This is a genomic window from Desulfocucumis palustris (genome assembly GCF_002933875.1).
GTDB classification, from domain to species: domain Bacteria; phylum Bacillota; class Desulfotomaculia; order Desulfotomaculales; family Desulfocucumaceae; genus Desulfocucumis; species Desulfocucumis palustris.
In genome coordinates this window covers 114,553-131,746 of the sequence record NZ_BFAV01000071.1, presented here as the reverse complement: position 1 = coordinate 131,746, position 17,194 = coordinate 114,553, and the positions used below count along the sequence as shown (strand labels likewise).

At 44.8% G+C, this 17,194-nt stretch carries 1 protein-coding gene (cut by a window edge); it reads right to left on the bottom strand.

Annotation, left to right across the window (positions count from 1 at the left end; genetic code table 11):
- On the bottom strand, positions 1-17,194 hold the 5' portion of the coding sequence (locus tag DCCM_RS18895) for an SDR family NAD(P)-dependent oxidoreductase (protein WP_112787734.1). 3,203 nt of this gene lie to the left of the window's left edge; the window shows 17,194 of its 20,397 coding nt (coding positions 1-17,194); it begins with the start codon at positions 17,192-17,194; the stop codon falls past the left edge of the window.

The following is a 17,194-nucleotide window of genomic DNA, read 5'->3' as shown; positions in this document are numbered from 1 at the left end:
TTTCTTCTGTTTTTGCAGGGTGCTGTTCGCCGGCCTGAGAGAGCCAGTATAGTCTTTTTTCAAAGGGATAAGCAGGCAGGGACATCCTGCGGGCTCCTTTCCCCTCATGTAGTGATTCCCAGGGTATCTGGCAGCCTTTAGTCCAATGGAGCGCCAGTTTCTCCAAATTTCTTTCCTCCCAGAATGCCTGTAATACAGTTTCCCCTGCCTTACCATCAAGCAGGCTTGCAAGCTCTGAATGCTCATCCTCTAAATCCCCCGCAAAAATAGGAACGGCAGTATCTATCTCTCCTCCTTCTTTGATGGATTGCAGATACTCCTTCATACCCTGGACAAGCTGTTCCCGGTTGCTTACCACCATTGCCATTCTGGATTCCATTGCTTCACGCCCTACCTGGAGGGTATACGCCAGATTAGGTAAGGAAAGGTTTTTTTGAAGTTCTATAAACTCCAGCACCTGTTGGACCACTGCCTGTAATCGACCCGGATTTTTAGCTGAAAAGACTACTATCTGAGGAAAGTTTGTGGAATCGGTAGGGAATGTTTCTTCTTGAGAGGGAATGTATTCCTCTATAACCACATGTGCATTAACCCCACCAAGTCCATAGCTATTAATACTGGCACGGCGGGGCAGACTGTTGCCATTGGTATCCGTCAATGCTTCCCAATTGTGGTTTTCCGCCGTAATTTGAAATGGACTTCCTTCCAGGGAAATATTTTCATTAAGAGTTGAAAATTGAGGAACCCCTGGAATTAGTTTATGCCGTATTGCAGAAATTACTTTGATTAACGCGGCCATTCCGGAGAACCGTTCTCCATGCCCAATACATGGCTTTAAACTACTAATATAACAGGGGGGCTCCGTTTGCGATTTCTGTGAATAAACTTTGGCAAGTTCCTGATATCCGGATTTCAGCGCATTGATTTCAATACCGTCGCCCAGGGGAGTGGCACTACCATGCGCTTCAATATAGGATACGGTGCGTGGATCAATCTTTGAAGCCTGGTAGGCCTGGAGCATGGCAGCTTTCATTCCAGTTGCAAGGGGAGCGGTTAATGACAACCCTTTACCGCCATGGGATACCCCCGTACCCTTGATTACCGCGTAAATGAGGTCCTGATCCTCGATAGCTTTCGGCAAAGGCTTGAGGATGATCACACCAACTCCCTCACTGCGTACAAATCCGTCGGCCTTCGCCTGGAACGGCCTGGATTGCCCTTCCGGGCTGAGATAACCCATTGCGTCAAGACCAATGAACCCTGCAGGGGAAAGGAGCAAGTTAACAGCACCTACTATGGCTTGTTCACACTCGTGGTTATTGATTGATTGAATGGCACGATGTAAGGCGACCAGCGCTGAAGAACAAGCCGTATCACAATATTCGCTTGGTCCATGAAGGTTTAATTCGTAAGAAATTCGATTAGGAATTATTGATTGATAATTGCCGGTTAATATCAAGCCGTTATTTCGCGAAATAGAACCGATATTTATATATTCACTGGGACCTGTGGCAATAAAAACTCCTGTGGGGCTATTTGACAGAGCCTTCGGATTAATACCCGCATCTTCAATGGCCCGCCATACATATGTCATTAACAGACGTTGTTGGGGATCCATTAATTCGGCCTCTTTGGGTGATATTCTGAAAAACAGCGGATCAAACTGGTCTACTCCGTCAATAAATCCACCCCATTTGATGCTGGTGTTACTCGCCTCTTTTGTGGGGTCGCTGCAATTTGCCTTCCAATCCCAGCGTTCTTCAGGGATCTCTGTGATACAATCCTTTCCTTCTACTATGTTTGCCCAAAATTGATTTATATCCTTTGCCATGGGAAACTTACCACTCATACCAATAATGGCTATGGAATCTTTTTGTAAAGCAGGCAACATAAACCTGCCCTCTTCCTCCAAAACATTCTCCACCGGTACCGTATTCCTATATCGGTACTCAGCGGGGATACGGACAACAATTTTTCCTATGTTCCCCCGGCTTTCCATATAACCATAGGCTTCTTTAATCCGGTCCCAGGAGAAAACCTTGCAAATGGTTGGATGAATAATTTTTTGAGCTAATAATTGAATCATTTCTTTTTGATATAATTTAAAGGTTTCAGGATCTTCCAAGCCCAATTTTCTTAAATCAATACTGTAAAATGTTTGATTATTATTCAAAACGGATAAATCAATGGTCCTGGCTGATTTAAGCGCTGTCATTGCAATTTCTATGTATCTTCCACCCGGGGATAAACAGTTCAGCCCTTTTTGTATGGCATCCCCGGGCAAGGTATTAATTACAACATCAACACCCTTCCCATGGGTCAATTGACTAAGCTCTTTTTCAAAATCTGTTTCTTGATAATTAATTCTATAGGATACGCCGAGTTTCTCTAAATAATCCAGTTTATGTTGAGAACCAGCCGTGGCATATATTTCTGCGCCGTAATATTTAGCTAACTGAACGGCAATAAGCCCTGTTCCTCCAGTTGCGGTTTGGATTAATATTCTTTCTCCTCTTTTAAGCCGTGCTTTACGAAAAGCGTTAATCATGGTCATGGCAACCACAGGCAATGCACAAGCTTCTTCAAATGATAATGTTTCGGGTTTTAGAAATGCTTGCCTGGCTGAACAGGTAATCATGCTTGCCTGTGCCCCCAGGGTTTCTCCCATTACAACAACAACCGCATCCCCCGGCCGAACAGACGTCACCGATTCGCCAATATCCACCACGATACCGCTGGCCTCAAATCCCGGTGTAAAAGGATAAGGGGGCATGGTAGGATACAGGCCTTTTACACATAATAAGTCTCCAAAATTCAACGAAAAAGCGCGAACAGCGATCCGAATCTCATTTTCTTTAAGTTCCGGGACAGCTGATTTGATTACTTTTAAATCTTCAATCCCTCCAGGCCGTTCAATGACCATACGGTAATAGCCCTGTTGATTATCCTCTTTTAAAAAATCTTTAGGTGATTTTACACTCTCTAATTGAGATTTATATTTTGAACCTTTTCGTTTGACGTTGTGATAAGTAAAAAGTTGTCCCTGGGCTACAGCTATTGCTTCTCCCCGGGATTCCATGGCGGTACTTTTTAAAGGCATATTCTCTTGTATAGAGGTAATCAAAGCGGATTTATGTTCCCGAATAATATGCCGGAGCAGTTGATTCACATTGTTGTAATCGAACAACGCCGTGGTTTGCAATGTGATTTTACATTGCCGGCTGATTAAGTTGACTAAATTTACAGCTATAATCGAATCCACACCATATTCTGAAAAAAATCGATCATCCTGGATTTGTCTCTCTTTCAATTTTAATGTTTCCGCTATACTTTTCCGGATGATGGTCCTCACATGCTCCTTGACCATTTGGTCAATTACTTCAGGTCCTCTATAAATTGGTTCTGTTTTCTGTAATTGGGAATGTATATCCTGTGCCGGAGTTTTCCGGCTGATGGGCGCCCCGCTCTTCTTCCCGGGGATGACGCCGGGTTGACAGGGTCTTTTTTGCCGGACCATCCCGTCACTTTCGGCAGCAACAATCTGCTGGCCCCAATCATGTGCTTCTTGTGCCGGATAGAGGATCGACCTGAACCCTTCACTTTCCAGCACCTCTTGCCAGGCGGCAGGATATAATGCCGGACAGCCCGGAATGCGTAACCCTGTATCTTCATACAACCACCAGCCTTCCAAAAGACCGAAGGTCAGGTGGGTAAACAAAGATTTGCCGCTAATCTCATTTAACAAAAACAAACCATTCTTTTTTAAAACTGCCTTTGCATTGCGTATGGCCTGCCTAATATTTTTGGTGGCGTGCAGTACATTGGCGGCAATCGCAATATCATATTCACCAGCAGGGATGCCTTGTCCCACAACAGGCTGTTCCACGTTAAATATTTTATAGGTCAAATAAGAATTTTCAGGGCCATACTCTTTTTCGGCATACAGCAAAAAAGCTTTGGAGATATCCGTATAGCAATATTCTTGAATGTGCTCCAGATAAGGCTTTAATTTCCGGAAGACCATGGCGCTGGTACCTCCGGTGCCCGCCCCAATTTCAATAATTCTAATTTGGGCGGAAGAATCTTGCCTAAGCCTTTCCTGAATATAGACAACTATGGTATTGGCAAGCACTTCATTATAATAATCCGTAACTTTATTGTTTTTATAAATCCCTTCGATTAATTCCATGGAAGAATTGGGGAACATGATATCAGTGGCAACTATCTTTCCGGTAATAATTTTGGGTAAAGCCCGCAGCATCGCCTCCACCAAAACCACCCGGGCCTTTCTATCCGGATTTTCCAGCCAGGCGCTCTTTGTTCGATCCCACTCTTCCCATACAGCAGCTGTATTTACGGGGGTACTATCCATCACGCGGCATGACTTTCCGTCGAATCTGAGATAATTATTCCGGGCCAAAATCCCCATACTTTCTTCAAACCATCGATAATATAGGTCACTTAGCCCTATTTTTGTTTTAAGCTCGGCTATAACCGGATTTTCTTCCATAAACAGTCCAACAGACTGCAATTGACCCCATAACAACTTGCAGAGGAGTCCGTCCATATCCTTCATTTGCCGATCCATTTCTGATTTAATGCGCCCAAGGTGCGAATACTTTTTGGGAATATGCTTTAGCACGTTTTGGATATTTGAGGGAAGGTTTTCTGGATATACTGTTATCAATTCCTCCGGATTCATTTCCGGCATTACCGGATGTTTCGTTGTTTTCATGAACACAATTTGATCTGCCGGTCCGGTCAGGAGCACTTCCAATGCCTCCATGGCTTCCGGGGGCTCAATGGAGCCCATGCCTATCTGTGCCAGCCGGTCCTGATAAACTTTGGAAGCAACGATGCCAACACTACCCCAATAGCCCCAATTTATCACTTTCACCGCACAGGGCCATTGATGAGCCAGTTGAAGCGCGAAAGCATCCTTAAAGGTGCAGCCGGAAGCATAGTTGCTTTGTCCAGGCGCTTTTGTAAACGCTATCATGGAAGAGAAAAAAATTATAAAATCCAGGGGTTCTTTATAAAAAACCTGCGCCATACGCGCACTCACATCGACCTTGGTTGAAAGTCCGGCTTTGAATTGTTCCTCTTCCATATTCACCAGGCTTTTATCCAGCAACACAATGGCGGAATGAATCACCCCATGAATCTGCCAATATCTTTTCTTAATCTCTTCATAGGCTTGATATAAAGCCTTGCCATCGGTTGCGTCCGCAGCGATGTAATGCGGGGCGGGCCCTAAACCCGCCAGCCTGTCTAATTTAGCCTGGATAGCCGCATTCTTCTGTCGACGGCCGATCCAAATTATCCGGGCTTGGTAGGTTCGAATCATATATTCGCTCCAGACTTCCCCGATGCCGCCGGCACCTCCAATCACTACATATACTCCGCCGGTCCTGCATAATTTCCCAGCCGCCGGTGAACATTGGAATGGAATTAACCGTTGCCGGTGCCACTCCTGGCCTCGATAAACCAAAGCATTCCCCTGGGGCTCCGGAGGTAAAGTAAAAATATCGTCAATCGGCCAATCACAATCCGCTTCCAGATCAACCAGTCGGACCTTCCAGTTTGGATATTCTTTTGACATCGAACCGAGCAACCCGTAAAGACTGGCATGGGTTGGATTCACCGAATCTTTTTTATGGATGGGTTGGGTCTGCATGGTAATCACAGTCCAGCCTAAATTCTTAGCGCCATACCCCAAACCAAGCAAGGCTTTAATCATTTTGAAAACCAGGAGCACCCCCTGTTTCTGCCCTTCGATCAATGCATCCCCGGTCAGGGGGTCTAACGGATTATGGGGGGCAATCCACAGGACATGATCGATTGGGCCGTGTCCTTTGAGATTTTGAACTATCTCTTCAATGGTATTACCGATCCCGATCTCCAGAACACGTGCTTCTGGAAAGTGTTTTTGAATAGCTATCCTATTGTCTTCATCTCCGCCAACAATCACAACCTGATCCGTATAAAATGGGAAGGTTTGCACCTTCCCTACTGAAATTGAATCCCATACAGGGATCAGCATGGTGGTTCCAACCAATGGTTCGACAGCTGTTTCCTCAGGAACTGTTGAAGACATATCGCTGGCCGGAATTTCTCCTTCCGGCACTCTGGCTGTAAATCCTTTGATACGTATACAAACCCTGCCTTGCTCGTCACACATATCGATATCGATTTTCCGCATCTTCTCACCTGCATCACCGCTGTCGCCATATCGAATCAATGCCCACATCCCGGGAGTGCATTTGTGGAGAATTTCAAGCTCTTGAAGAGCAAAGGGCAGAGCAGGTTTGAGGAGGGCTTTACCGCTGGTATCCATCATTAAATATATCGAGGCCTGCAAGGCCGAATCCACCATGCCGGGGTGCAAGACAAAATTATCTTGATTTTCCGAAACAGAAGAAGGTAAGGAGAGCTTCGCCAAGACTTGCTCCCGCCCCATATAAATCTTCTCAATTCCCTGGTGACCCGGACCATACTGGAGCCCCATCGACCTAAAGGTATCGTAACATTGGCTGGAGATAAGACTGCTATTGCTGCATTGCTCCCGCAAGATCTTTAGATCCAGGACAGGAGCTCCCGCAAGGGAATAAAGCTCCGCGCTGCCCTGGCTATACACTACAGGCCCGGCTCCGGTCTCCCCGGACTTGCCATAAATCTCACAGGCAATCTGTCCACTGTCTTCAGAGAAAAGCGCGATATGCACCTGGACCGGCCGCTCCATTACGACAATGGGACGGGACCATACGAAGTTTTTGAGCCGAATCCCGGTCTGTCCTTGTTTCAAGTCCCCTGCTGACTGCTCCACTGCCGCCCGGGCCATTTCGAGATGAGCCGCACCGGGGAAGACTCGCTGTCCCCCTACCACATGATCCGCCAGGAAAAACTCCTTACCTGTAAAGGTTGTGCTGAACCGTTGTTCGGAAAGGTCGGAGGTATTTTGATGCAGCAGAGGATGAAGGGAGGCTGAAATACCTAAATTGGTTGTAGTATTGCCAATATTAGTTGCTGTCTCAGGCACCCAATAGCGTTCCCTGGCAAATGGATAGGTCGGCAGGCTGATTCGATGTGGTTTGGTATCCACATAGAGCTTGTCCCAGTCAATGTTAAAACCTTTTACCCAAAGGTCCAAAATTTTGGCATGCTTTCCTTTTCTAATCCAGGCATCAATCACCTTTTGCATATCTTCATCTGCTGTAAAAGCAGCCAACGTCTCTTTATGGCGTTGAACCTGCCCTTGGAAGAAGGCCTCAATATCATCCCTGCCTTCCACAAAACTTTTCAGCTTTTCTTCAAGTTCCTTCATAGAGACCGCAATCATACCCAGACGTTCTTCCATGGCCTCCCGTCCTATCTGAAGCGTGTAGGCCATATGGGCTAAATCAGCATCTATGAATTGCCTCTCCCCGATAAAAGCCAACAATTGCTGCGCCTGCTCCTTAAGCCGCTCTTCATTCCTTGCTGACAGCACGATAATTGCAGGATTTTGAGGATTAATGGCAATTTCAGGCCGATCCGGGTCTTTTGGAATATATTCCTCTATCACCACGTGGGCGTTTGCGCCCCCAAATCCAAAGGAACTCACGCCAGCCCGGCGGGGAAGGTCTTTGCCTTTGGAATCTTTTAACGGCTTCCATTCCTTTGTTTCTTGGACTAAGTAAAATGGGCTGTTGTTAAGTTGGATATATGGATTAATGATATCGCAGTGAAGACTTTTAACTAAGGTTTTATGTTTGAGTTGCAATAGAACCTTAATCACACCGGCGATTCCCGCGGCCAGTTCCAAATGACCAATATTGGTCTTCACTGAACCCAACCCACAATGAGCAGCGGTTACCTGTGGCTCTCCCGTGGCCTGGTACAGCTCTTTGAAAGCTGCCTTTAGCCCGTTGATTTCAATGGGATCGCCCAGTTCTGTGCCTGTTCCATGGGCTTCTATGTAAGTAACGGTCCTGGGGTCGATTCCTGCCTTGGTATAAGCGGTCTGCAACAGTTCCGCCTGAGCCTTTGGGTTAGGCGCCGTCAACGAATTGCCGCGACCGCCATGGTTTTCCGCGGTACCTTGAATCAATCCATAAATATGGTCACCTGATTGCTCCGCGGCCTTCAGCTTTTTCAGGAAAAGCATACCCACACCTTCGCCCCGCGCATAGCCATTGGCTTTGTTGGAGAAGGTTTTACACCGTCCATCTTCACAAAGCATGCCGGCTTTGTTGAAACTGATGTGAAGCTCCGGTGTCACTATGGTATTGACACCTCCGGCTATTGCCATCTCACAGCTTCCATTCTCCATGGCGCATACTGCCCGGTGAAGCGCCACCAATGAGCTCGAACAGGCGGTTTCAATGGGTTCACTGGGTCCATGAATATTTAGAAAATAGCTCATCCGGTTGGGTCCCACCGAAGGCACCATACCGGTGGAGGAATAGGCTTCAATTGCTCTATTTGTTTGGGAAATCAGTCCGCTATAGCCGCTGCTGGCAGTTCCAACAAAAATCGCTGTTTTAGTCCCCGAGAGACTTTGAGCCGAATAGCCGGCGTCTTCAATAGCCTTCCAAACATACGTCATAAGTAAACGCTGTTGGGGATCCATGAGCTCGGCTTCCAGGGGAGAAATCCCGAAGAATAGGGGATCGAACTCATCTACACCGTCTATAAAGCCACCCCATTTGATGTTTGTTTTGTTCGCTTCTTTTGCGGGATCCCCGTAATACTGTTGCCAATTCCAACGGCTTTCGGGAATTTCTGTGATACAGTCTTTACTTTCCGCCAGGTTATCCCAAAATTCATTCACATCCCGGGCCATTGGAAATATGCCACTCATTCCCACAATGGCAATGGGTTCAGGTACGTTGGTATCCTGTTTTGATGCGGGTACTGCCGTTATTTTTGTAAACCTGGAGCGTCGTCTTTTGCCGGGCGGGCTTTCTTCCACTGAGTTATCAATGGTTTGAACAATGTGCTCGGCCCTGGTTTGTGCCCCATATTTAGCCGCAAACACAGCTTGGTGTTCTTCCATCAAGTATTCTGCAAAACTTTGGAGGGTTGGATGTTCAAAAAAAATGGTGGGATTCAGTTCAAGATTGTATGCTTCGTTTAGTTTATTGGTAAATTGGGTCAGAGTGATTGAATCAAATCCATATTCATTTAGTTCGGTATCGGTATCCAGAACATCCATCTTAACTTTAAGTAGTTTGGATACTATCTGCATCAAAGCCGCTTGCACTTTGTCCAGCAATCCGCCGGCAGCTATCCGTGTGGAAGCAGATGCTGCAGTATTTTTCTCAGGTTGTGCATTACCAGGAGTGGAAATGGAAAGTAGTTTTTGCTTCATTCGATCCACTTTGCCTTCCAGCACCATCACCTGATCCTTTCCGGAGGCCAGGCCTTGATACAAGGCTTTGATGCCGGTTGCGGTTTGCATGGCCATCATACCCATGCTCTGCGTCATCATCTTTTCGGTTTCTTCATCAACCCGCATCCCGCCCTCTCGCCACAGCGGCCAGTTAATGGACAGCGTTTGACCATGACGCTGTTTGGAGAGCACCAGGCTGTTACGATATCGGGCATAGGCGTCCATAAAGACGTTGGCGGTGGAATAGTCTGCTTGACCTGGATTGCCTAAGCTTCCTGATATCGAAGAAAAAAGAACGAAGAAATCCAGTGGCAGTTCTTTGGTTGCCTGATCCAAATTAACCAGTCCGGCAACCTTGGGAGCCAGCACCTCCCGCAGCTCATCCCTGGTCTTTTTAATAATAAAGCTGTCTCTAATTACTCCCGCGCCATGGATGATGCCATTTAGATTTCCAAAATCCTCCTGGATGCTCTGGATCAGGTCGGTAACCGCTTTCCTCTGGGTCACATCAAATTGCTTGTATTCTATCCTGGCGCCCAATGCCTGCAATCTTTCAATTCTTGTTCGCTTGTCATTGCTCAGTGGGGATCGGCCGGCGAGGATCAGGACAGCATCTATGACTTTATGCGCAATTTCTTCGGCAAAAATTAGTCCCAGACCGCCGGCGCCACCTGTGATGAGATAGATCCCCCGGTCTTTCCAGGGGATCCGCGATGCTTCCCGGGAAATTTCCATTTCGCTCCAACCGGCAAGCAAACGTTTGCCGGCTTGATAGCGAATCTGGTTATCCACAGGGCTTCGGCTGTTCTCTTTCAACTTTTCTACGATTCCTGTGGAATTTTCACCTGGTTCTACTTCAATCAATTGCCCTATCAGTTTTGGATTCTCAAGCCGGGCTGTTCTCAGTAATCCGGAAAGCCCGGAGAGAAGTTGCTGTTCTTCCCGGGTGGAAACGATAACCTGGATCAACACTTTGCCCTGGGGTTTGTTTTTGAGAATGTTTTGGATTTCTTCAAAAGCCCGGGCGGCATAAGCTTGAAACCGCTCTTCTATACCGTTCTGCTGGAATAATTCCAGGGGAAGGCAACGAACTCCGTTCATTTGAGTTTCGATGCTTTCCCGGGTAACTTCATCCGGCTCGCAGAGCAACACCAGGTGCTGAGCATAAACAGGGTCCGTGGCTTCTTTGTTGACGGCCTGTTCTTTCCAGCAGGGATGAAGCAGCAGAGTACCAAGCGTTGCGGCGGCTCCCGCCGAACCCGCTTCACCTTCCAACACCCGGGCTGAAAATCCCTTCATCTGTACACAAACATGTCCCTGGTCGTCGCATAAATCAATATCTATTTTTTGTACCTTATCCCCGGCTTTGCTGCCGTCACTGTAACGAATAAATGCCCACATGTCGGGGGTGCAACTGCCACGGATTTCAAGCTCCTGTAATGTAAAGGGCAGAGGCGGCCTGCGGGCAGCTCTGCCGTCGGCATCACCGAAAGCCATCATTAAACATACCGACGCTTGCAGTGCGGAATCCGTCATGCTGGGATGCAGGACGAATTGGTCCAGTGTATCGTAGACGGAGGCGGGTAAAGATAGCTTGGCCAATAACTGACCTGGGCCCAGATAGATTTTCTCAATCCCCTGGTGTCCCGGACCGTAGTCCAGCCCCATATAACGGAAGGTTTCGTAGCATTGGGCGGAAGAAAGAATGCTTTGGCTGCACTGAAGTTGTAAAGCGGTTAAATCAAGAAGGAGAGCTTCTGCCGCTGAACTAAGCATAGCAGTGCCCTGACTGTGCACCACCGGATCTAGGTGACTCTCTTCAGGTTCGCTATAGATCTCATAGATGATTTCTCCGTTGTTTTCAGAAAAAAGTCCGATGTGTACCTGTACCGGCTGCTCACCTATGGCAATGGGATGAGCCCACACAACGTTTTTGAGTCGTATCCCGGCCCGGTTTTCTTCCAACACTGGTGCTGCCTGTTCCACCGCCGCCCTGGCCATCTCAAGATAAGCCACACCGGGTAAGACCCGCCGGCCCTTAACTATATGATCCTCCAGAAAAAACTCCTGGCCGGTAAAAATTGAACTGAACCGCTGTTCGAAAAGATCGGAGGTGTTTTGGTGCAGCAGGGGATGACTGGGAGCTGCCATTGGTAAAGTCGCTGATAAACTAATGCCGGCGGATTTGGTATTAATTTCAGGTATCCAGTAGCGTTCCCTGGCAAAAGGATAGGTGGGCAGGGGAATTCTGGAATAATTATCATTTAAAAACAATTGTTCATATTCCAACCCATATCCTTGAACATAAAAATCTGCCACCGTGGATAATTGCTCTAAATAATCCGCATTATGTGCACTTTGACAGTTCCGGATGCATTGATTTCCATATCGCTTCAGGGAGGGCTGTTCCCGGTGGTCATGTTCACCCAGTTTAGAAACATAAATTTGTGAGACCTTGCCCTTTTCCAGCCATCTTTTCAAAAGCTTAACAAGCTCATGCTGATTTTTAACGACACATGCCAAACGATGGTTAAAGTGTTTTCTTCCCACAAACAGCGTATAACTCATATTTCCGCAGTTTACCTGAGGCTTTTGTTGGCAGAAATCAATCATTTGCCCGGCTTGCTGTCTTAGCTGTTCAAAGGTACGAGCCGACAGCACAATTAGATAACCCGGCTTTTCTGAATACTGTCGCTCTACCTTTGGGGCTTCTTCAATGACCATATGAGCATTTGTACCGCTGGCTCCAAAGGAGCTGACCACGGCACAACGCTTTGAATCCGGTCCGATGTCCCAATCTTTAAGGCCGGTATTAACATAAAACGGACTATCTTTAAACTCAATATTTTTATTTCCCGATTGAAAATGTAATGACGGCGGAATTTTCTTATGCTGTAATGACATTACGACCTTTATGACCCCGGCGACCCCTGCTGCTATTTGTGTGTGTCCAAGATTTGTCTTAATTGATCCTACGGCACAGTATTCTTTTTTATCGGTATACTTTCTAAATGCCCGGGTTAGAGCTTGAAACTCAATTGGATCTCCTAATTTAGTGCCGGTTCCATGAGCTTCTACCAATTGGATATGTTCAGGATGGATTTTAAATGTGTCATATACTTGACACTCCAAACGTTCCTGGGATTTTGCACTCGGTGCGGTAATTCCATTGGTTGTGCCGTCTTGATTAATTCCTGATCCGCGAATAACCCCATAAATGTGGTCGCCATCCTTAATTGCCTCTTTGAGCCGCTTCAGAACAACCACGCCAACCCCTTCCCCAGGGACAAACCCATCCGCCCGTTCATCAAAGGTGTAACAGCGCCCTGTTGAAGACAGCATACCGGCTCGATTTGCATGTAAATAAAACTCAGGAGTAGATTGAATGAACACCCCGCCGGCCAATGCCATTTCTATTTCATTAGCCCACAAACCTTGACAAGCAAGATGAATTGCAACCAAGGAACTGGAGCATGCGGTATCAACGGTTATGGCAGGTCCTTGAAGATCCAAATAATAGGCGATACGGGCAGGCACCACGGACCCCATATTTCCCCAAAACGCTTGTGCGGGAGGGCTGCCTGCTAAAAGCTGCTGATAATCTCCTCCCATGCATCCCACATAAACTCCACAAAGGCATCCTTGAACTCCTGCTCCTGCATAACCGGCATCCTCCAATGCCTTCCATGATTCTTCTAAAAAGATACGCTGCTGTGGATCCATATAAGCTGCTTCAAGCCCAGAAATATTGAAAAAGAGAGGATCAAATTTGTCAATATCCTCTAACAAACTGCCAAATTTGCAATATTGCATGTCCTTTGAATAATACTTGGAAAGATCCCATCTTTTGACTTCTTCAATTAAATTAGTCCCGTTTGAGAGATGTCCCCATAATTCGTGGACGTTTTTAGATCTGATAAATCGTCCACTTATTCCAATAATTGCAATGAGATCTTTTTGTATTAAGTCGCGGCTATGTTCTTCTTTTTTTATAATATCAGGTTCTGGTAATAACCTTAGAATGCGTTTTGGATAAGAATAAGCAGGCCGGTTTTTTTTGTCATCACGGCTCAAACCGTCATTAGCGCTTGCTTGTTCTATACCCTGTCCTAAAGTTTTTATAATCTCATCCTTGTATTTTAACAAAATATAGTTCGTCAATTTATTCACTGAACTATAATCAAACAGACTTGTAGTTTCTAATCCAATCATCAAGATTTGGTTGATAACCTGAACCAAACGAACCCCGGAAATAGAATCAACTCCGTAATCCCTGAAAGGCTCATCAACATCTATCATATCTATATCTACTTTTAATGATTCTGAAAGTTTTTCTAGAATTATCTCTTTAATATTTTCCTCTATCAATTGGTCAGTTATATCAACCCCCCTTTGAACTGCATTTGTCTTCAATAATATGGGATGCTGATCCTTTGCTATGAATAGTTGCGGAGTCTTGTTACTTAAATATGACCGGCTTGCAATCACATTAATTCTTTTATCCACAGACTTTATGCTCGATTTAATCTGTTGCTTTTGCCGGACAATAACCCCATTACTTTTGGCAGCAATAATTTGCTGACCCAAATCATGCGCCTCTTGCGCAGGAAAGAAAACTGACCGAAATCCTTCATTTTCTAATACTTTCCGCCAGGTTTCAGGGTATAACCCAGGGCAGCCTGGAATACGCAGCACCGGATCCTCGTACAGCCACCAGCCCTCTAAAAGACCGAAAGTGAGATGGTTAAATAACGAATTGCTATTTATCTCATTTAATATAATCAAACCATTTTTCTTTAAAGCCGCTTTGACATTGCCCAGGGTTTGTCTAATATTTCTAGTGGCGTGCAGTACATTAGCGGCAATCACAATATCATATCCGCCCATAGGGGCGCCCTGCCCGGCAACCGGCTTTTCTACGTTGAATATTTGATAGGTCAAGTAAGGGTTTTGCGGGCCATATTTTTCTTCGGCGTACATCAAAAACGCTTTGGAGATATCGGTATAGCAATATTCCTGTATGTGATCCCTGAAAGGTTTTATTTTTTGGAAGACCACAGCGCTGGTTCCGCCGGTGCCGGCGCCAATTTCAAGTATCCGGATTCGTGCGGATGAACCCTGTTTAAGCCTTTCTTGAATATAGACAATTAAAGTATCCGCCAGCACTTCATTAAAGTAATCCGCAACCAGGTTGTTTTTGTATATCCCTTCGACCAATTCCATAGTAGAACCCGGAAACATAATATCGGTTGCAAGTACTTTTCCTGTAAGAATTTCCGGTAGAGCTCTTAGCATTGCCTCCACCAAAGTAACCTGGGCTTTCAGATTGGGGTTTTCCATCCACGTAACCTTTTTATGACCCCATTCTTTCCAGACAGCATTTATATTAAGCGGCATTGTATCGTGCACAGTGCATGACGCTCCATCATACTTAAGATAGTTATGCCGTGCCAGAACCGCTATACTTTCTTCGAGCCACCGGTGGTACAAATTACGCAGACCGGTTTTGGCTTTCAGATCAGCTATCAATGTATTTTCTTTTATAAAAAATCCCAGGGATTGTAATTGCCCCCAGAGCAATTTGCAAAGAAGCGAGTCTAACTCCTTTATCCGCATGCCTCCTTCTGATTCTGCTTCCGAAATATAACTCTGTATGTTTTTATTTGCGAGAATATTTTCCAGATTAATCTCCACGGTTTCCTGAAGCTCAGTGTCACCTGTTTCTGATATCCAACAGCTTCCTCCGTTAAATGGATATGTAGGTAAAGGAATACGATAGTACTTACCCGCTTTAAATAAACTTTCCCAATTTAAATTGTATCCTTTGGCATATAATTCTGATAAAACTATTAGTCTTTCTTTATATTCCTCGCTAATTAAATCACAGTCACCCTGTAACTCTTCAATCAGTTGCTTATCATAGCCTTCCAATATTGGATCCTTATTATAAGAGTCTCCATCAAACTTTTCTGCTGCTCCACTTTCATTAATCTTCATTATTTTGTGTTTCAGTTCATCCATGTCCTTTGCAATAAAAGCATATCGTACCGGAAAATGGCATCTCCCAATTGATAATGAATAGGAAATATCTTCAATTGAATGATTTTCCCCTTCTTTTTCCAGCCAATTGGCCATATCTGAAAATTTTTGAACCAGAGCTGCTTTTGTCTTGGCAGAAAAGGGGAAAATATAATAGGGTCTGACCGGATTGTTTGAACTATTATTTTGCTGCGGTGGTTCCTCAAAAATTATATGGCAATTTGTTCCGCTAAACCCAAACGCGCTAATCCCCGCTCTTAATGGCACTTCATCCTTACTTTTCCATTCTCTAAGTGATGTGTTCGTGAAAAAAGGGCTTTTTTTAAAATCAATTTGTTCATTCTCTTCCGTTACTCCAATGTTTGCTGGTATTTTCCTATATTTCATCGCCATCAAAATTTTAAAAACACCCGCAATCCCGGACGTCATTACTGTATGCCCGATATTGGGTTTATGTGATCCGATAACGCAAAATTGCGACTCATCAGTAAATTCACGAAATGCCTCGGTTAAAGCTTTAATCTCAATTAGGTCCCCCAGTTTAGTGCCTGTACCATGTGCTTCAACATAACTAACTGTTTCAGGATGTATAGAAGAATTCTTGTAAGTTTCATATATCAATGCTTTTTGAGAAAGCATACTCGGTGCGGTAATACCATTTGTCTTTCCATCTTGATTAATGGCAGAGCATTTAATGACTCCATAAATATGATCCCTATCTCTCATTGCCGCGTCCAATCGCTTTAATACTAAAGCTCCAACCCCTTCTCCAATCACCATTCCATTAGCTTTTTTGCTAAAGGTTCTGCACTTGCCATCGGGTGATAACATACCCGTTTTGGATGACATAATTAAAAACTCCGGGGAGTTAAGGATAAAGACTCCACCCGCTAAGGCAATTTCCGATTCACCTTTATAAATACTGTTACAGGCCAAATGAATCGCCACCAGGGAGGATGAACATGCGGTATCTATGGCTATACTTGGTCCTTTTAAATTTAAAAAATACGATATTCTTGCAGCTAAAACCGACATATCATTGGCCAAGAATGTTTGGGCATTTATCTCCTGGTCCAGTAATTTTTTCCCTTTATTACCCGAGTTACGACCACCTATAAAAACCCCGACTTTTTTTCCTGATAAATATTCGGTGGAATATCCCCCATCCTCAAAAGCTTTATATGCTTCTTCCAAGAATAAATATTGTTGTGGATCCATTTTTTCCACTTCAGATTCCGGGATATTAAAAAATAAGGCATCAAAATCATCAATATTCTTTAAAAATCCACCCCATTTGCTAATTGATTTATTCATTTGGAGAGGATCAGGATGGTAGTATATATTTTGTTCCCATCCTTTTCGGTTAATTTCCTCTATACAACTATCTCCGGCTTGAAGATGATCCCAAAATTCCTCAATTGTTTCTGAACCGGCAAATTTGCCCGAAATACCTATTATCGCCACCTCTGAAGCCAGTTCTCTTGGTGCTTGGTGATTATTATTAATCCCCTTTTTCTCCCTGGTATTTTTTCCATATTGATTAAAAATATATTTTGCCAGCTCCTTAATTCCTCTATAATCAAATATCACTTGGATCTCTAATTCAATCCCTAATTGTTGATTAATTGCTTCTATCAACTCCACAGCTAACACTGAATTAACACCCAAATCAAAAAAACTTTTATATAAATCCAGTGAATCACTTCTCTCCTTTAGCAAGTTAACAACAACTTCTTTAATTATATTTTCAATATACTCTAGGTTATTTTGAATGACTTTCAT